We start from the raw sequence: 16643 nt of genomic DNA, 5'->3' as shown, positions 1-16643 counted from the left end.
GTCAGGCGTCGATGCTCTCCGGGCGGGCGGCGGCCTCGGCCGCCGCCTGCTTCTTCGAGGCCATCAGGCTGGTGATCGTGGTGATGACCAGGACACCGCAGATGACGCCGAGGGAGACCGGGATCGAGATCACCGGGACGTGCAGCCCGTTCTCGTGGAGGGCGTGCAGCACGAGCTTGACGCCGATGAAGCCGAGGATGATCGACAGCCCGTAGCTGAGGTGGACCAGCTTCTTCAGCAGGCCGCCGATGAGGAAGTACAGCTGGCGCAGACCCATCAGGGCGAAGGCGTTGGCCGTGAAGACGATGTACGGGTCCTGGGTCAGGCCGAAGATCGCGGGGATCGAGTCCAGGGCGAACAGCACGTCGGTGGTGCCGATGGCGAGCATGACGACCATCAGCGGGGTCAGTACGCGCTTGCCGTTGTTCTGGATGAAGAGCTTGGTGCCGTGGTAGCGGTCGGCGACGCCGAACTTCTTCTCGACGGACTTCAGGAGGCGGTTCTCCTCGAACTCCTCGTCCTCCTCGTCCTTGCGGGCCTCCTGGATCAGCTTCCACGCGGTGTAGATCAGGAACGCGCCGAAGATGTAGAAGACCCAGGAGAAGCTGGCGATGATCGCGGCGCCGGCCGCGATGAAGACCGCGCGCAGGACGAGAGCGATGAGCACACCCACGAGCAGCACCCGCTGCTGGAGGTGGGAGGGGACCGCGAACTTCGCCATGATCAGGACGAAGACGAAGAGGTTGTCGACGCTCAGGGACTTCTCGGTGATGAAGCCCGCGAAGAACTCCTGCGAGGCCTGGCCGCTCCCGAAGAACCAGAGGCCGAGGCCGAAGAGTCCGGCGAGGACGATCCAGACGATCGTCCAGGTGCCCGCTTCCTTGATGGACACGTCGTGCGGTTTGCGGCCGATGAAGAAATCGGCGCCGATCAGGAGGGAGAGACCGAGAATGGTCAGCGCCCAAAGGGCCCAGGAAACTTCCATGGTGAAACATGCCTCCGGCGGATGGCTCAGCACTTCGTCAGCGTCATCGCTGCCGGAGGTCTCTTCCACCCAGGAGGCCTGGAGGCCGTGGGCCGACGCCCCGGGACCTGCTTCGCTCCTTCAGCCGAAGTGGTCCGTATTGACGGGTACGCCGTAGCAGGAAAGCAGGAATACTCCCCTCCGCACACACGAGCATACCCGTCAGAGACGGTTTAGGTAAAGAGAGTCCCAAAGAATGGTCACGGGCGGGTAGTGCGCCGGGCCTCCGCCACCCGGTCCAGTGCCTGGTCGAGGACCCGGCTGCCCTGCGGGGGCAGGTCCGGTTCGAAGGTCCACGCGTGGTGCACCCAGGGGTCCGCGAGGTGGTTGTCCGGCACCGGCGAGAGTCGCATCAGGGAGCGCCACAGCGGGTCGAGCAGCGGCCCGTAGGCCGAGGCCTCGTCGCGGTCGGCGACCATCAGCAGGTGCACGCCGACCGCCGCGCCCTCGTCGGCGAGGTAGCGCAGCTGGGTGACGGCACGGTCGTCGAATCCGTGCGGGAAGTCGTGCACGATCAGCAGCTGGTCGGCCGTGTCCACGTCCGGCGGCAGATCCTCGGGGGCGCCGGCCCGCAGCGCCATCTGTACGAGGTCCACCCGCCGGGTCAGCCCCGCCAGGGTCTGGGTGACCCCGTGGGCCCCGGCGGCGGGCGGCCCGGCCAGCACCCCGGCGCGCACCAGCGGCGCCAGGGAGGCGGAACCGGCCCCGGCCGCGTCGATGACGTGCACGGAGAACCGGTCGGCGGGGTGGACCGCGAGCAGCCGGACCGCGAGGGCGACGGCCATGTCCATGGCGACCCGGCGCAGCCGGTCGGTGTCCATGGTCATCGCGGCCTCGGAGCCGGTGCGGCCGTTGTCGATCCAGAGCCCGCGCTCCAGGGGGACCCGGGTGAGCATGGGGATGCGCAGGTCGGGCCGTTCGGGCAGGTGCAGGTCGCCCAGGCGCAGGGCCAGCGGGCTCTCCTCGGGCGTGCGGTGACCGTGCCAGGCGGGGTTGTCCCAGCGGGCGTACGCGGCCGGCAGCGCGGGCTCGACCACCTCCGCCTCGGCGATCAGCTGGGCCAGGTCCCGGTCGAGGACGGCCTGGGCCTGGGCGACGAGCTCGTCGCGGCGGGTCCGCGCGGTGTCGCGGGCGGCGTTCCCGGAGCCCCCGAGGCGATGGCGCGGGTCCGACAGGGCCTCGTCCAGCTCGCGGTCCATCCGGGAATCGGCGAACTCGACGGCGCTGCGGTAGGCGGCGACCGTACGGGCCAGGTCCTCGAACATCCCCCAGACCTGGTTGTAGAGCCGCTCCTCCATGGACCAGCCGCTGGCGTCCCCGGCGACGGGCCGCGGGTGCTCCCCGGGTTCCTGCGGCGCGGCGGCCCGCGGCGCGGGCTCGGGCGGCTCGGTGCTGGTGCGGCGGCGCCGCGGGTGGGCGTAGCTGATGGTGGGCGGGGAGGCCGGGGTGTCGCCGCCGGGCGCGCTTGCGGGCGTACCGGCGTACGGGTGCCCGGAGACGGGCAGCGGGTCCGGGGGCTCGGGGGCATTCGCCGGGGTCTGGGCCGGGGTCTGCGGGGCCCGCAGGTCACCGACGAGGGTCGGCATGGTCGCGAGGGTGGCGTCGGCCCCCGCGGTACGGGGGGTCGTGCCCAGCACGGCGGCGGTCAGCTCCGCGGCGGCCGGTGCGGGCAGCCCGCCGTCGGTGAGCAGGGCGCCGAGGCCCTCGGCGTAGCCCTGGCCCACGGCGCGGACCTTCCAGGCTCCCTGGCGCCGGTACAGCTCCAGGGCGACCACGGCGGTCTCGGCGTCGAGACCGGTGAGGGTGTAACCGGCGAGCTCGGCGCCCTCCGGGTCGGCCACGGCCACGTAGGAGGCCGGTACGGCGCCGAAGCGGACCGGACCGCCGGGCGGCAGGACGAGCAGGACGCCGAGGCGGTGGACGTGCGCCGCGACCTCGTCGAGGTCGACGGCGAAGGTGTGCCGGTCGGCGAGCTCGCCCGGCGACCGCACGCCGGGGAGGGACCTGGCACCCGGGTGGGCCAGTATCCCGCTGCCGGAGAACCGGCCCTGTTCGTCGGCGAACGAGGCCAGGGCGAGCACCGGCGTGCCCGCCGAGACCCTGATCTCCACCCGGCTCTGGGACACGGGGTGGTTCTGCCCCCGGACCAGTTCGGCCGTCATCGTGCAGCCCTCCCCCGTGCCTTCTTCTCTTCGTCCGGTACTGCTACAGGTGCGGCAGGATCGCCGGCATGAGGTCCTGGAAGGTGCGGCCGTTGGCCGGGTTGCCGAGGGCCGTCATCTGCCAGCCGGCACCCGAGCGGGACACCTTGGCCATGATCTGCGCGGTGTACTGACCGCCGCCGTCGAGGGTGTAGCGGGCCAGCTCCTGGCCGTTGGTCTCGTCGACGATGCGGCAGAACGCGTTCTGCACTTCCTGGAAGGTCTGGCCGGTGAAGGAGTTCACCGTGAAGACGATCTGGTCGATGTGCACCGGCACGCGCTGGAGGTCGACGAGGATCGCCTCGTCGTCCCCGCCCTGGCCGACGCCGCCGACGAGGTTGTCGCCGGTGTGGCGCACCGAGCCGTCGTCGCTCTGCAGGTGGCGGAAGAACACCACGTCGACGGGCTGCTTGTCGGCGAAGAGCACCGCCGAGGCGTCGAGGTCGATCTCCCGGGTGCGCGAGCCGAACAGCCCGCGGCGCTTCGCCGCCTGCCAGCCGAGGCCCATCCGGACCGCGGTCAGCGTGCCTCCGTCCGACTTCTGCAGACTGATGGCCTGACCCTTGGTCATGTTGACCGTCACGTACTGTCCCCTCTCCCTTGCCCGCCCCATGACGGGCGTGCAGCGTGTACCTGCGGCTGAGACCCAACCCTACTGACAGGCCTCCGGTCAGGCGAGGCCCGCTTCCTTCATCTGCCGCAACTCCTTCTTCAGCTCGCCCACCTCGTCCCGGATCCGGGCCGCGACCTCGAACTGGAGCTCGGCGGCCGCCCCGCGCATGCGCTCGGTCATCTGCTCGATGAGCGCGGCGAGTTCGGCCGCGGGCCGGTCGGTGAGCACCTCGGCGCCCGCGGACCCCTTCGCCCCCTTGGCGCCCTTTCCGCCCGCTTTGGCCGCGGTGGCCCGGCCGCCGAGCGCTGGCACCGGGGCCTTGGCTCCCTTGCCGTCCTTCGCCTGCCGGTAGCCGGTACCGAGGAGCTCCTCGGTGTCCAGTTCCTCGCGGGCGATGGTGGCGACGATGTCGTTGATCTTCTTGCGGAGCGGCTGCGGGTCGATCCCGTTCGCCGTGTTGTAGGCGATCTGCTTCTCGCGGCGCCGGTTGGTCTCGTCGATGGCCTTCTCCATCGCGGGGGTCATCTTGTCCGCGTACATGTGGACCTGGCCGGACACGTTGCGCGCGGCACGGCCGATGGTCTGGATCAGGGAGGTCCCGGAGCGCAGGAAGCCCTCCTTGTCGGCGTCGAGGATCGCCACGAGGGACACCTCGGGCAGGTCGAGACCCTCCCGGAGCAGGTTGATGCCGACCAGGACGTCGTACTCGCCGGCGCGCAGCTCGCGCAGCAGCTCGATGCGGCGCAGGGTGTCCACGTCGCTGTGCAGGTACCGCACCTGGATGCCGAGCTCCAGGAAGTAGTCCGTGAGGTCCTCGGCCATCTTCTTGGTGAGGGTGGTGACGAGGATCCGCTCGTCCTTCTCGACCCGCTGCCGGATCTCGTGGACGAGGTCGTCGATCTGCCCCTCGGTGGGCTTGACCACGACCTCGGGGTCGATGAGGCCGGTGGGGCGGATGATCTGTTCGACGAAGCCGTCGCCGCGCGAGAGCTCGTACTTCCCGGGGGTCGCCGACAGGTAGACGGTCTGGCCGATGCGCTCCTGGAACTCCTCCCACTTCAGCGGCCGGTTGTCCAGGGCGGACGGCAGCCGGAACCCGTGGTCGACCAGGGTGCGCTTGCGGGAGGCGTCACCCTCGTACATGGCGCCGATCTGCGGCACGGTGACGTGCGACTCGTCGATGACCAGGAGGAAGTCCTCCGGGAAGTAGTCGATGAGGGTGTTGGGCGCGGAGCCGCGCTCGCGGTCGTCCATGTGCAGCGAGTAGTTCTCGATGCCCGAGCAGGACCCGATCTGGCGCATCATCTCCAGGTCGTAGGTGGTGCGCATGCGCAGGCGCTGCGCCTCCAGCATCTTGCCCTGCTTCTCCAGCTCGGCGAGGCGCTCGGTCAGCTCGGCCTCGATGCCGCGGACGGCCTTCTCCATGCGCTCGGGACCGGCCACGTAGTGGCTGGCGGGGAAGACGTACAGCTCGCGGTCCTCGCTGATGACCTCGCCGGTCAGCGGGTGCAGGGTGGAGAGGGCCTCGATCTCGTCGCCGAACATTTCGATGCGGACGGCCAGTTCTTCGTAGACCGGGAAGATCTCGATCGTGTCCCCGCGCACCCGGAAGGTGCCGCGGGTGAAGGCCACGTCGTTGCGCGTGTACTGGATGTCCACGAAGCGGCGCAGCAGCTGATCGCGGTCGGTCTCCTCCCCCACCTTGAGGGAGACCATCCGGTCGACGTACTCCTGCGGGGTACCGAGGCCGTAGATGCAGGACACGGAGGCGACGACGATCACGTCGCGCCGCGTCAGCAGCGAGTTCGTGGCGGAGTGGCGCAGCCGCTCCACCTCCTCGTTGATCGAGGAGTCCTTCTCGATGTACGTGTCCGACTGCGGAACGTAGGCCTCGGGCTGGTAGTAGTCGTAGTACGAGACGAAGTACTCGACGGCGTTGTTCGGCAGGAGCTCGCGGAACTCGTTCGCCAGCTGGGCGGCGAGCGTCTTGTTCGGCGCCATGACCAGGGTGGGGCGCTGGAGCTTCTCGATCATCCAGGCCGTGGTCGCCGACTTGCCGGTGCCGGTCGCACCCAGCAGGACGACATCCTTCTCACCTGCACGGATGCGCTTCTCCAGCTCGGCGATGGCCGCCGGCTGGTCGCCGCTGGGCTGGTAGGGGCTGACGACCTCGAAAGGCGCCACCGTGCGTTCGATCTTCGATACGGGCCGCATGGGTCAACCGTACGACCCCCCACTGACACTCACGCGCCCCCGCGGACCGGCGGCGCGCTCCGGCCGCTTCCGGCCGCCCGCACCGATGTCATTCGTTCTGGTCCGTTTGTCGTAGTTCGGTGGCGGCTCAGTGATCTTCAACCCCATGATCGCGGTGAAGTGCATCGCCACAACGTCTGCCGCTCCGCACCCGTCTGACGCAGGAACAGGGCTCACGACCCGAGGAGAACGCACATGTACGTCCGACCCGCCGCCGCGGCCGCCGCCGCATTCCTGGGCTTCACTCTCACCCTGCTGGGCGGGACGGCCTCGTACGCCGCCACCGGTCCCGGATCCGCCGCCGGAACCGGCACCGGAACCGGCGCCGAGACCGGCCGGGCCGCACTGGGGGGCCCTGTCGTGTACGCCCACCGGGGGGCCTCCGCGTACGCCCCGGAGAACACCCTCGACTCGATCGACCTGGCGATGCAGATGGGCTTCGACTGGGTCGAGAACGACGTGCAGCGCACCAAGGACGGCGTGCTGGTGGTGATCCACGACGACACCCTGGCCCGGACCACCGACGTCGAGCAGCGGTTCCCGGACCGGGCGCCCTGGAAGGTCCAGGACTTCACGGCGGCCGAGATCGCCCGGCTGGACGCGGGCAGCTGGTTCGGCGACGAGTACGCGGGCGCCTCCGTGCCGACCCTGCGCCGGTACCTCGACCGGGTACAGCGCAACCGGCAGAAGCTGCTGCTGGAGATCAAGAAGCCGGAGCTCTACCCCGGGATCGAGGAGCAGACCCTGAAGGTGCTGGAGGAGGCCGGCTGGCTCGACGCGCGCCACGTCGCGCAGCGCCTGGTGGTGCAGAGCTTCAGCGCCGACTCCGTGCGCATCGTGCACGGGCTGCGCCCGGACCTGGTGACGGCCTTCCTGGGCACCCCCGCCGTGGCGGACCTGCCGCGCTACGCGGCGTTCACCGACCGGATCAACCCGTGGCACACGACGATCTCGGCCGACTGGGTCTCGGCCGTGCACGGCCTGCTCGGCGCCCACGGCAAGGCCATGGAGGTGGACACCTGGATCGTGGACGACGCGGCCACCGCCCGGAAGGTGCAGGACATGGGAGTGGACGGGATCATCACCAACGCCCCGGACGTGGTCCAGGACGCGGTCGGCGGGTTCTGATCCCGGCCCCGTCCGGACGGGCGCACGGACGGGGAGGCGGGCAGGCGGGTGGGCGGACAGGCAGGTGGGCGGGCAGCCAGGCACCCGGTCGGGCGGTCGGGCCGCCGTCCACGACCGTGACCGCGCTGTCGGCGGGTGGCCGTACCGTGGACGCGTGGACAGCACCGAGCGGCCGCGCGGGCCGCACCTCGAATGGACCGTCGTCGCCAGCGACATCGGCCCTCTGCTCCTGGCCGCGACCCCGGAAGGACTGGTGAGGGTCGAGTTCCATGCCGATCCGGACCGGGTCGACGGGATGATCGGCCCGCTGGTCTCCCGGCTCGGCGCCGACGCCCGGCGGCCGTCGCCGGGCGAAGAAGAGCTGCTGGCCGAGCCGATACGCCAGCTCACCGCGTACTTCGCCGGGTCGCTGCGCCGCTTCGAGCTGCCGCTGGACTGGCGGCTGAGCTCTGGCTTCAACCGGCAGGTGCTCCAGGAGCTGGACCGCTCCGTGCCCTACGGATCGGTCGTCGGCTACGGGGAGCTGGCCGCCCGCGTCGGACAGCCCGGCGCCGCCCAGGCCGTGGGCAACGCCATGGGATCGAACCCGCTGCCGCTGGTGGTGGCCTGCCACCGGGTCGTGGAGAACGACGGGGGAATCGGCGGATTCGGCGGCGGGGTGGAGACCAAGCGGCAGCTGCTCGCCCTGGAGGGCGTGCTCCCGCAGCCGCTGTTCTGAGCAGAGCCCTGCTGACCTGCGAACCCGCTGCGTGGGCCGGACCGCTGACGGGCCGGGCCCGGGCACCCTCGCGGCCGGGCTCCGGCACGGTTCCGCCGGGCGGTAAGGGCTGGCACACTGCGGCGGTGACTACTCCTGCCGCCGCACCCGGCCTCCCCGCGTCCCCCGCGCCCCGTGTCACGCACCCGCGAAGCAGGTGTACGCCATGACCGCCTCGCCCGGCGCCGACCGGCCGGCGCCGCCGATGAGCCTGCCCGAACTGGCCCGGCTGCAGCGCCGTACCTCCCGGGTCCTCATGGCCGGCCAGGTCCTCGGCGGCCTCGGCGTGCCGATCAGCATCGCCCTGGCCCCCGTACTCGCCACCGAGGTCAGCGGCACCGAAGCGCTGTCCGGCGTCGCCTCCACCGCCGCCGTGATCGGCACCGCCCTCGTCTCGCTGCCGCTCGCCGCGCTGATGAACGCGCGCGGCCGCCGCCCCGGACTGGTCCTGGCCTACGGGATCGGCGCCGCCGGAGCGGGTCTGGTCGTCCTCGCCGCCACGATCAAGAGCTTCCCGCTGCTGCTGCTCGGCATGGCCGCCTTCGGCGCCGCCTCCTCCGCGAACCTGCAGGCCCGGTTCGCCGCCGCTGACCTCGCGGCCCCGGACCACCGCGCCCGCGCCATCTCGGTCGTGGTCTGGGCGTCGACCGTCGGCGCGGTGCTCGGACCCAATCTGTCCGCACCGGCCAGCCGCAGCTTCGCCGGCACCGCGATACCCGAGACGGCCGGCCCGTTCGTCTGGGCCGCCGCCGTCTTCCTCCTCACCGGCACGCTGATCGGCGTACTGCTGCGCCCCGACCCACTGCTGACGGCCCGGGCGCTCGCCGCCCCCGAGGAGCAGACCCGCGAAGGGCGCTCGCTGCGGGCCGGATTCGCCGCCGTCAAGGCCTCGCCACGGGCCCGGCTCGCCCTGCTCACGGTCGCCGTGTCCCACACCACCATGGTCTCGATCATGGTGATGACCCCGGTGGACCTGAGCCACCACGGGGCCGGCCTGGAGCTCATCGGGCTGGTGATCAGCGGTCACATCGCGGGCATGTTCGCCTTCTCCCCCGTGATGGGCTGGCTCGCCGACCGGCTCGGCAGGCTCTCCGTGATCGGGCTGGCCGCCGGACTCCTGTCGGTCGCCGCGCTGCTCGCCGGAACGGCCGGCGCCGACCACGGCCGCAGCGCGCTCGGCCTCTTCCTGCTCGGCCTCGGCTGGTCCGCCGGGATGGTGTCCGGTTCGGCGCTGTTGACCGACTCGGTACCGCAGCCCGCGCGAGCCGCCGTACAAGGGCTGAGCGACCTGACGATGAACGCGTCCGCGGGCGTGGGCGGAGCCGCCGCCGGGCTGATCATGTCCGGGGCGGGCTACGGGTGGCTGAACGCCGTGGGCGCCGCGCTGCTCCTGCCGATGGCCGCGCTCGCGCTGTTCACGGCGCGCCGCCACCCCCTGCCCGCGCCCGTGTCCGCGCCGGCGGCCGCCCCCGCGCCCGCGAAGGGCGTCAGCAGCTGATGTGATAGGCCTTGCGCAGCGTCTCGTGCACGGTCCAGGTGGTCCGGTCGCCCTCGCGGAGCACGCAGGCGGAGCCGGGGCCGAGCTCCAGCGTCGCGCCGCCCTCGACCTCGACGGTGGCGCGGCCGCTGACCACCACGAAAAGCTCGTTCGCCTCGACGTCGGTGACCACACCGGGGGTGATCTGCCAGATCCCGCGCACCTGCTTGCCGTCCGCCGACTCCCACAGCACCTTGCCCGTCACGACGGGCTCGCCGGAGACGATCTGCGCGGGGTCGAGGTCGTCCGCCTCCAGCTCGACGTCCGCGACGGAGACGGAGAAGGAGGCGGGGGCAGGGGTGGCGGAGTGATCACTGGTGCTCATGGCGCGCCAGCCTAGTGCGGCCCACCCGGCGGCGCGGTGACCACAGCGTCCAGCAACGGCCCTCCGGACGAGTCACCCTGTCCAGCCGGGCGTACTCGGCCGTCTCCTCCTCCGGCAGCGCCCCGTACGTCGCGCTCACCGTCCGGGTCGTCCAGGTGTCGCCGTCCGGCAGCAGCTGGAAGAGCTCCAGGTCGTACGGCTCCCCGTCGGCGCCCCCGTGCCACAGCGGGAAGGTCACCGTCCGCCCGGCGGGGCCGCGGTGGACGTGCGGGGCATTTCTGTTCGCCGGGGCGCAGCACCTGCCGGGTTTCGGCCAGGGCCGCGCCCACGTCCCGGGCGGTCAGCGGGTGCGGCAGAGCGTTGTCGGCGCAGACCACGGCGTCGAAGGAGGCGTCCTCGAAGGGCAGGGGCCCGGCGCGGCGGTCAGCAGGGAGTCCAGGGCCCGGCCCTGGCGGGTGGTGCTCGCGTCCCCGTCGGTGTGGACGAGGTCGTACCGGTCGGCCGGCTCGTCGTGGAAGCCGCGCGTGTTCATGGGGAACGCTACTCGGACAGGTTGTGACGGGTGTGGCGGGAGAGCGTTTGGGGGCGCCGATCCCGTGCCATGGATGGGGACATGTCACAGCACAGAGCATCTGAGATCCCGGTCCTGTCGGAAGAGGTACGCGAGGCACTCGCCCGGGGGAAGCCCGTCGTGGCCCTGGAGTCGACGATCATCGCGCACGGTCTGCCGCGCCCGCGCAACCTGGCGGTGGGCCTCGAACTGGAGGCCCTGGTACGCGCGGAGGGCGCGGTTCCGGCAACGATCGCGGTCGTGGACGGGGTGGCGTACGCGGGCCTGGACAAGGCCCAGCTGGAGCGGATCGCGAACGGCGAGGGCGTGCGCAAGCTCGGCCACCGGGATCTGGCGCCCGCGCTGGCGACGGGGGCGACCGGTGCGACGACGGTGTCCGCGACGGCGTTCCTCGCCGCCCGGGCAGGCCTGCGGGTGTTCGCCACGGGCGGGCTGGGCGGTGTGCACCGGGAGTGGGCCCGGACGCAGGACGAGTCGGCGGACCTGTCGCTGCTGGCGCGGACACGGATCACGGTGGTGTGCGCGGGGGTGAAGTCGATCCTGGACGTGCCGGGCACGCTGCAGCGGCTGGAGACGCTGGGAGTGGCGGTGCTCGGCTACGGGACGGACCGCTTCCCCGGGTTCTACCTGGCCGACTCCGGCGAGCCGGTGGACTGGACCGTGCACGGGCCCGAGGAGGTCGCGGCGGTGATGGCCGCTCAGGACGCGCTGGGCGGTGCCGACTCGGCGCTGCTGGTGGCCAATCCGGTGGCGCGGGAGCAACAGCTGGATCCCGCCCTGCACGACCGGGTACTGGCGGAGGCGCTCGCCGAGTGCCGCGAGCGCGGGATCACGGGGCAGGCGGTGACTCCGTTCCTGCTGGGCTTCCTGGTACGGGCGACGGACGGGGCCTCGCTGGAGGCGAACCTGGCGGCGGTGCGCGGCAACGTCCGGCTCGGCGCCCGGATCGCGGGGTCCTGGGCGGCGCGGGCATGACCGGGCCGGGGGCGTTGGTCGTCGTCGGGGACGTGGTGACGGACGTGGTGGCCATACATCCGGAGCCGCTGGCTGCGGCCACCGACACGGCTGCCCGGATCCGGACCCTGCCGGGCGGGGCCGGGGCCAACGCGGCCTGCTGGGCCGCCCGTACGGGGACCGCGGAGGTGCGGCTCCTGGCGCGGGTGGGCGCCGAGTCGGCGCGCTGGCACGAGCGGGCGCTGGTGGACGCGGGGGTGCGGCCGCGGCTGGTGATCGACACGCAGGAGCCGACCGGGACGGTGGTCGCGCTGGTCGGCAAGGACGCGGAGCGGACGTTCCTGACCGACAGCGGGGCCTCGCTGCGGCTGTGCCCCGCCGACTGGACCCCCTCCTTGCTGGACGGGGCGGCCCATCTCCATCTGTCCGGTTATCTGTTCTTCGCCGACAGCAGCCGGGAGCTGGCCGCCGTCGCGCTGCGGGCGGCCCGGACACGGGGGGTGCCGGTGAGCGTGGACCCCGCATCGGCCGGGTTCCTGGCGGGCCTCGGGCCGCAGCGCTTCCTGGACGCCGTGGCGGGGGCGAGCGTGCTGCTGCCCAACGAGGACGAGGCGCGGCTCCTGGCCGGGCTGCCGGAGCCCGCGGGGGTGGCCCGGGCGGCGGCGGAGCTCAGCCGGCGGGTGCCGCTGGTGGTGGTGACCCGGGGCGCGGCCGGGGCGCTGATCGCCGAACGTGGCCGGATCACCGCCGAGGTCGAGGCGGAACCGGTGGAGGCGGTGGACTCCACGGGCGCGGGGGACGCCTTCACCGGGGGCTTCCTCGCGGCCCGGCTGGAGGGCGCGGACCCGGCGGAGGCGGCCCGCGCCGGATGCCGGGCCGCGGCCCTGGCGGTGACACGCGTGGGCGGCCGCCCGTAGCACCCCGCCCCGACCAACACCCACCCCAGCGCCGCCGGCGCTTGAGGCGCGGGGCCGGGCAGCGCCCGGGGAACGGCGGAGGAGCCCCGCGCAGCGGAACCGGCGGCCGGGCAGGGTCAGTCGGCGTCGAGCCCCGTCCAGGCGGGATGCCTGGGGTCATCGGCCCGCACCACCACATCGGCCCCCGCCACGGGGTCGGTGTCGGCCTCGTAGCGCGCGAAGGCCGGCAGCGTCCAGCGCGCCGACTCCTCGGTGCGGCGGGCGAGCGCCCCCGCGGAGAGCCGGATGTGGACGCTCAGGTCGAAGGGGAACCAGTGGCCGAGCAGCAGCGGGCCGTGCACGAGCAGCACGCCGCCGGGCGGGAGTTCGACGTACGGACTGCGGGTCGCCCGGTCGGTCACCGGGTCCCACAGGTCCGGCAGCACCCGCCCGGTGCCGCCGGGGTCGGTCGGGCCGAAGACCTCCCGCCAGAGCGCGGCCGTGTCGTACCAGCCGCCGAGGTAGGAATCCACGTCCTGGCGGCCGAACTCGAAGCGGAGGGAGGCCGGCCGCAGGAAACCGTCGGCCGGCACCACCAAGGACGGGCGTCCGCGCAGTCGCAGCGCGTCGGCGAGTTCACCGGCGAGTACGCCGGTCTCGGCGGCGGGGGCGCCGTCGATGCCGACCCGCTGCCAACTGCCCTGCTCAGGGGCGTTCTCGGGGTTGTCGAGGTGACCGGCGAGCCGTTCGGCCATCCGCTGCCATGTGATCGCTTCCCACTGCACCGGCCCATTGTCAGTGGTCGGCCTTAGCGTTTTTCACGAGGGATCACCGGCCGGAAGGAAGCCGGCGGCCCTGCCTTGGGGAGAGGTTTGTCATGGCTCGGGAGACGACGTATCTGGAGCTGTCGCAGGACGACGGCGGGGCGCACAAGTTCTACGAGGTGACCGTGGACGGCACGGCCGTGTCCGTGCGGTACGGGCGCATCGGCGCGGGCGGCCAGCTGCAGAGCTCCTCGTTCCCGAGCGCCGAGAAGGCCCGGGCGGCCGCGGCGAAGAAGATCGGCGAGAAGGTGCGCAAGGGGTACGCCCCGGCCGTGCAGGGCGGGCGTGCCGCCCGGTCGGTGACGCGCCGCCAGGTGACCTCGGCGCCGTCGACGGCGCGGTCGGTGGCCCCGGTGCTGTGGCGCTTCCGTACCGGCTCGTCGGCCTTCGGCATCCATGTGGACGAGGACCGCTGCTGGGTCGGCAACCAGGCGGGCGATGTGTACACGCTGAGCCACGGCGGTGAGGTGCTGGCCCGGTATTCGCTGCCGGACGGGGTGAAGTGCCTGGTGGCGGACGAGTTCTGGATATACGCGGGCTGTGACGACGGCACGGTGTACGACCTGTCGTCGAAGGTCCCGTTCGGGGCCTACGCGATCGCGGCGGACGTGGACATCTACTGGCTCGACATCCACGAGGGCGTGCTGAACGTCTCCGACGTGAACGGCGGCCTGACCGTCATCGACCACGAGGACGAACACCAGTGGTCGCGGAAGTCCTCCGGCAACAGCGCCTGGATGGTCCGGGCGGACGAGCGGGCGGTCTTCCACGGGCACAGCGGCGGTGTGACGGCCTACGCGGCGGACGGCAGCGGGCAGTTGTGGCACACCAAGACCCCCGGCGGGGTGCTGTTCGGCTGGCAGGAGGACCACGCGGTCTATGCGGGCACGGTCCGCAACAGCGTGCAGCGGCTGTCGAAGGCGACGGGTGCCGTGGAGGCCTCGTACGCGTGCGACGCCGCGGTGTATTCCTGCGCGACCTCGCCCGACGGACGGCACGTCTTCGCCGGTGACTCCTCGTCCTCGGTCTACTGCTTCGACGCCGACGGGCGGCGGCTGTGGAAGCTGGGGACGGGCGGCGGCTCGGCGCTGTCCATGCAGTACCTGGACGAGCGGCTGTACCTGGTCACCACGGACGGGTCGCTGGTCTGCGTGGACGCGAGCGAACAGGCGATCGCGGCGGCCCAGCAGGGTTCGGTGCCCGCGCCGATGGACGTGAAGTCGGCTGCCGCCCTCCCGGTGTTCACCCCGGCGGCGTCGGCGTCGGCGGTGGCGACGGTCTCGATGGCGGCGGTGACCGCGGACCCCGCGGGCGGTGTGGTGGTGGAGTGCGTCCAGCAGGGCGGCCGGATGCGGGTCCAGGTGGTGTCGGGCGGCTTCGAACCCTCGTGGAACGTGCAGTTCCCGCGCGGGATACGGGAGGCGGGCGCCCGGTACGTGGTGGACGGGCTGCACCCGGCCTCGGGCGGCTTCTACCGGGTCCGGGGGGAGATACGCCGACTGGTGTGAGCGCGCGCCGGCCGTCGGCCCGGCCGGGTTTCAGTGGGTGTGCTGCCCGCAGACCGCCGGCGTGGCACCGGGCGGGGCGGGGGTGGGTATCGAGAAGGGGGTCCCTTCCGGGAGCACGGGGGTGACACGGAGGACGACCGGCTCGGTGCCGAGGTTGTGGCCCAGGTGTATGTGGCCCGCCCCCGCGGGTTCCACGAAGGTGGTCCCGGCCGTGTGCACCTCGACGGTGCGGTCGTGCAGGACCCGGGTCAGGGTTCCCGCCACGACCACCGCCTCCAGTCTGACCCGGTGGAAGTGCCAGCCGGTGCAGCCGCCCGGCGGGATGACTATCTCCCGGCCAGTCGCGAACGTGGCGACGCACGCCCCGCCAGGCCGTGCCGTCATCGTCTGCCGCCCACCCATGTGCCCCTCCTCGGCGGACCTCCTGCGGCCCGCCGCTCCACGGTAAAAGGGCCGCGGGGCATCCAGGAACAGTCGAAGAAACATCAACATGCCTTCTTCACCAGGTGATATGAGGGTCATACAGCGGTATCACACCTCTATGAGCCTGGTGGTTTTTGAGTCGCGGAAGCAGATCCACTGCGCCGACTGCCGGCAGGGCCCGCTCCGGCACCTCGTCCGCGAGTCCGGCGTACCCCGCTGCCTGGACTGTACGGATCTCGGCCATCTCGTCTATCTCCCGCGGGGGGACACAGCGCTCACGCGCCGCTCCCGCGAGGCCAGTTCGCTCTGCGCGGTCGTCGTCCGTTTCAACCGGCGCCGCCACCGTTACGAGCGGCTGGGCCTCCTCGTCGAGGAGGCCGCCCTGGCCGGTGCGGAGCGCGCCTGCCTCGCGGACTCCGAGGCGCGGGCGCGCCGCCGGGAGCGCGACCGGCGGCAGCGGGCGGCCGAGGACACCCGCTTCACGGCGGCCTTCGCCGCCGAGATCGTGCGGCTGTTCCCCGGGTGTCCGGCCGACCGGGCCGTGGCGATCGCCACCCATGCCTCGGTGCGGGGCAGCGGCCGGGTGGGCCGTACCGCGGCCGGCCGCGCCCTCGACGAACTGGCGGTCTCCGTCGCGGTCCGGGCGGCGGTGCGGCACACCGACACGGAGTACGAAGCCCTGCTCATGGCGGGGGTCCCCCGGTTCGCGGCCCGCGCCCGGCTGGCCGCTCGGATCGACGCCGTCCTGGACGGGTGGCGCACTCCGCACCCGGGGCACACGTCCCCGCACGCTCCTGACCTGTCCCCCTGACCTGTCTTCTTGACCCGCTCAGTTGAGGCGGAAGCGGCGGTAGAGGAGTACCCCGCCGAGGAGCAGCGCGCCGCCGCCGGGCAGCAGGTAGCCGACGCCGTCCGACCCGGTGTGGGCGAGGGCCGCACTGTGCCGCGGCGGGGCGGGCGGCGCCGGGCGCGGGGCCACGGGGTCGATCTCGGGCTGAGGCTTGGGCGGGGTCACCGGCTGTTCGACGACGGGCGGCTGGACGGGCTTGCCGCCCGTGGGCTGCTCGCCGTTGACGGACGTGTTGCCGTGCGAGGAGTTCCCGACGCCGACCACGCTCACCGCGTTGCCGCTGATGTTCAGCGGGAGGTCGACGGGCAGCTGGATCCCGTTGCCGGACAGCACTCCCGGAGAATCCTTTCCCCGTCCCTCCGCGACGGCCCCGCCGCCGTTCCCGCTCCCTGGTTTCACGGAATCCGCGGAACGCGTACCGGAATGCCCTCCGCCACCCCCGGGTGCCTCATTGCTACAGCGGTTCCCGGCCGCCGAGTTGAGCACGCCGACCACGCTCACGGTGTTCCCGCACGCGTTCACCGGGATGTTCACCGGCAGTTGTACGAGGTTCCCGGACAGCAGCCCCGGCGAGCGCTCGGCCCGGCCGCCCGCGTCCGCGTCGGCATGGGCGAGTCCGCCCACACCCGCGACCGCCAGTCCGCCTCCCGCAACCACCGCCGCGATCAAGCTGTTCCGACGACTGTGACGCATCAGTTTCCCTGCCTTCCGGAGAAGTTCGCGGGGTAATGTCCCCGCACCGGAAACAACGCGCTGACCCCATTCGGGTTATAGAGACG

The 16643-nt window shown here is 72.4% G+C and carries 17 protein-coding genes; 7 read left to right on the top strand and 10 right to left on the bottom strand.

The genetic code is table 11. From position 1 onward, the window contains the following. Window position 1: 1 nt before the first annotated feature. The 4 genes from Sspor_RS31080 to uvrB form a co-directional block, all read right to left on the bottom strand. Complete coding sequence (locus Sspor_RS31080) at window positions 2-985, bottom strand: TerC family protein (protein WP_202202062.1); 984 nt, start codon at window positions 983-985, stop codon at window positions 2-4. Window positions 986-1224: 239 nt separating this feature from the next. Then, complete coding sequence (locus Sspor_RS31075) at window positions 1225-3186, bottom strand: TerD family protein (RefSeq protein WP_202202061.1); 1962 nt, start codon at window positions 3184-3186, stop codon at window positions 1225-1227. A gap of 43 nt (window positions 3187-3229) precedes the next feature. Then, window positions 3230-3808: a TerD family protein gene (locus Sspor_RS31070; protein ID WP_202202060.1), complete on the bottom strand. Its 579-nt coding sequence runs from the start codon at window positions 3806-3808 to the stop codon at window positions 3230-3232. 87 nt (window positions 3809-3895) lie between these two features. After that, window positions 3896-6052: an excinuclease ABC subunit UvrB gene (uvrB, locus tag Sspor_RS31065; protein ID WP_202202059.1), complete on the bottom strand. Its 2157-nt coding sequence runs from the start codon at window positions 6050-6052 to the stop codon at window positions 3896-3898. Window positions 6053-6286: 234 nt separating this feature from the next. Between uvrB and Sspor_RS31060 the strand changes: the two genes are divergently transcribed. From Sspor_RS31060 to Sspor_RS31050, 3 genes are all read left to right on the top strand, one after another. Further along, window positions 6287-7219 carry a glycerophosphodiester phosphodiesterase gene (locus tag Sspor_RS31060; protein WP_202202058.1) on the top strand — a complete coding sequence of 311 codons (933 nt, stop codon included), beginning with the start codon at window positions 6287-6289 and terminating at the stop codon, window positions 7217-7219. A gap of 154 nt (window positions 7220-7373) precedes the next feature. Further along, window positions 7374-7937: a methylated-DNA--[protein]-cysteine S-methyltransferase gene (locus tag Sspor_RS31055; RefSeq protein ID WP_202202057.1), complete on the top strand. Its 564-nt coding sequence runs from the start codon at window positions 7374-7376 to the stop codon at window positions 7935-7937. Window positions 7938-8142: 205 nt separating this feature from the next. Further along, entirely contained in the window at window positions 8143-9474 is a 1332-nt protein-coding gene (locus Sspor_RS31050) for an MFS transporter (RefSeq protein ID WP_202202056.1), read from the top strand. Here Sspor_RS31050 and Sspor_RS31045 read toward each other — a convergent pair. Genes Sspor_RS31045 through Sspor_RS40785 form a run of 3 tightly spaced genes read right to left on the bottom strand, consistent with a single transcriptional unit; the run spans window position 9464 to window position 10370 of the window. Then, the gene (locus Sspor_RS31045) at window positions 9464-9838 is read right to left on the bottom strand and encodes a cupin domain-containing protein (protein ID WP_202202055.1); all 375 of its coding nucleotides are present in this window, start codon (window positions 9836-9838) and stop codon (window positions 9464-9466) included. The two genes, Sspor_RS31050 and Sspor_RS31045, sit on opposite strands and share 11 nt — an antisense overlap. Window positions 9839-9849: 11 nt before the next feature. Continuing rightward, window positions 9850-10215, bottom strand: a complete 366-nt coding sequence (locus tag Sspor_RS40790) for a hypothetical protein (RefSeq protein ID WP_237404111.1) — start codon at window positions 10213-10215, stop codon at window positions 9850-9852. After that, window positions 10179-10370 carry a hypothetical protein gene (locus Sspor_RS40785; RefSeq protein WP_237404110.1) on the bottom strand — a complete coding sequence of 64 codons (192 nt, stop codon included), beginning with the start codon at window positions 10368-10370 and terminating at the stop codon, window positions 10179-10181. The genes Sspor_RS40790 and Sspor_RS40785 overlap by 37 nt, the downstream gene beginning before the upstream one ends. A gap of 81 nt (window positions 10371-10451) precedes the next feature. On the opposite strand from Sspor_RS40785, the gene Sspor_RS31035 reads away from it, so the two are divergent. Together Sspor_RS31035 and Sspor_RS31030 are read left to right on the top strand one after the other, a co-directional pair. Then, window positions 10452-11384 carry a pseudouridine-5'-phosphate glycosidase gene (locus tag Sspor_RS31035; RefSeq protein WP_202202054.1) on the top strand — a complete coding sequence of 311 codons (933 nt, stop codon included), beginning with the start codon at window positions 10452-10454 and terminating at the stop codon, window positions 11382-11384. After that, window positions 11381-12280: a carbohydrate kinase family protein gene (locus tag Sspor_RS31030; RefSeq protein ID WP_202202053.1), complete on the top strand. Its 900-nt coding sequence runs from the start codon at window positions 11381-11383 to the stop codon at window positions 12278-12280. Before Sspor_RS31035 ends, Sspor_RS31030 begins: the two co-directional genes overlap by 4 nt. 116 nt (window positions 12281-12396) lie before the next feature. Here Sspor_RS31030 and Sspor_RS31025 read toward each other — a convergent pair whose 3' ends face one another. Continuing rightward, entirely contained in the window at window positions 12397-13044 is a 648-nt protein-coding gene (locus tag Sspor_RS31025; RefSeq protein WP_202202052.1) for a nucleoside/nucleotide kinase family protein, read from the bottom strand. 92 nt (window positions 13045-13136) lie between these two features. Here Sspor_RS31025 and Sspor_RS31020 point away from each other — a divergent pair, with 92 nt between their 5' ends. Then, window positions 13137-14591, top strand: coding sequence for a WGR domain-containing protein (locus tag Sspor_RS31020; protein WP_202202051.1), 1455 nt, complete (start codon window positions 13137-13139; stop codon window positions 14589-14591). 30 nt (window positions 14592-14621) lie between these two features. On the opposite strand, the gene Sspor_RS31015 is transcribed toward Sspor_RS31020, so the two are convergent. Then, window positions 14622-14993: a cupin domain-containing protein gene (locus Sspor_RS31015; protein ID WP_202202050.1), complete on the bottom strand. Its 372-nt coding sequence runs from the start codon at window positions 14991-14993 to the stop codon at window positions 14622-14624. Window positions 14994-15132: 139 nt separating this feature from the next. Here Sspor_RS31015 and Sspor_RS31010 point away from each other — a divergent pair, with 139 nt between their 5' ends. Then, on the top strand, window positions 15133-15825 hold the full coding sequence (locus Sspor_RS31010; protein WP_237404109.1) for a DUF2293 domain-containing protein: 693 nt from the start codon (window positions 15133-15135) through the stop codon (window positions 15823-15825). Between the two features lie 18 nt (window positions 15826-15843). Here Sspor_RS31010 and Sspor_RS31005 read toward each other — a convergent pair whose 3' ends face one another. Then, entirely contained in the window at window positions 15844-16557 is a 714-nt protein-coding gene (locus Sspor_RS31005) for a chaplin (protein WP_202202048.1), read from the bottom strand. Window positions 16558-16643 lie beyond the last annotated feature (86 nt).

The organism is Streptomyces spororaveus (genome assembly GCF_016755875.1).
Taxonomy (GTDB): Bacteria; Actinomycetota; Actinomycetes; order Streptomycetales; family Streptomycetaceae; genus Streptomyces; species Streptomyces spororaveus.
The sequence above is the reverse complement of the archived record's forward strand: the minus strand, read 5'-3'. Positions and strand labels throughout refer to the sequence as shown.

Bases quoted from the DNA above. Each gene is read 5' to 3' on its own strand.
- uvrB (WP_202202059.1), bottom strand. From the start codon at position 6,052: ATGCGGCCCGTATCGAAGATCGAACGCACGGTGGCGCCTTTCGAGGTC.
- Sspor_RS31050 (WP_202202056.1), top strand. From the start codon at position 8,143: ATGACCGCCTCGCCCGGCGCCGACCGGCCGGCGCCGCCGATGAGCCTG.
- Sspor_RS31010 (WP_237404109.1), top strand. From the start codon at position 15,133: ATGAGCCTGGTGGTTTTTGAGTCGCGGAAGCAGATCCACTGCGCCGAC.
- Sspor_RS31020 (WP_202202051.1), top strand. From the start codon at position 13,137: ATGGCTCGGGAGACGACGTATCTGGAGCTGTCGCAGGACGACGGCGGG.
- Sspor_RS31080 (WP_202202062.1), bottom strand. From the start codon at position 985: ATGGAAGTTTCCTGGGCCCTTTGGGCGCTGACCATTCTCGGTCTCTCC.
- Sspor_RS40785 (WP_237404110.1), bottom strand. From the start codon at position 10,370: ATGAACACGCGCGGCTTCCACGACGAGCCGGCCGACCGGTACGACCTC.
- Sspor_RS31035 (WP_202202054.1), top strand. From the start codon at position 10,452: ATGTCACAGCACAGAGCATCTGAGATCCCGGTCCTGTCGGAAGAGGTA.
- Sspor_RS31030 (WP_202202053.1), top strand. From the start codon at position 11,381: ATGACCGGGCCGGGGGCGTTGGTCGTCGTCGGGGACGTGGTGACGGAC.
- Sspor_RS31005 (WP_202202048.1), bottom strand. From the start codon at position 16,557: ATGCGTCACAGTCGTCGGAACAGCTTGATCGCGGCGGTGGTTGCGGGA.
- Sspor_RS31060 (WP_202202058.1), top strand. From the start codon at position 6,287: ATGTACGTCCGACCCGCCGCCGCGGCCGCCGCCGCATTCCTGGGCTTC.
- Sspor_RS31045 (WP_202202055.1), bottom strand. From the start codon at position 9,838: ATGAGCACCAGTGATCACTCCGCCACCCCTGCCCCCGCCTCCTTCTCC.
- Sspor_RS31075 (WP_202202061.1), bottom strand. From the start codon at position 3,186: ATGACGGCCGAACTGGTCCGGGGGCAGAACCACCCCGTGTCCCAGAGC.
- Sspor_RS31015 (WP_202202050.1), bottom strand. From the start codon at position 14,993: ATGGGTGGGCGGCAGACGATGACGGCACGGCCTGGCGGGGCGTGCGTC.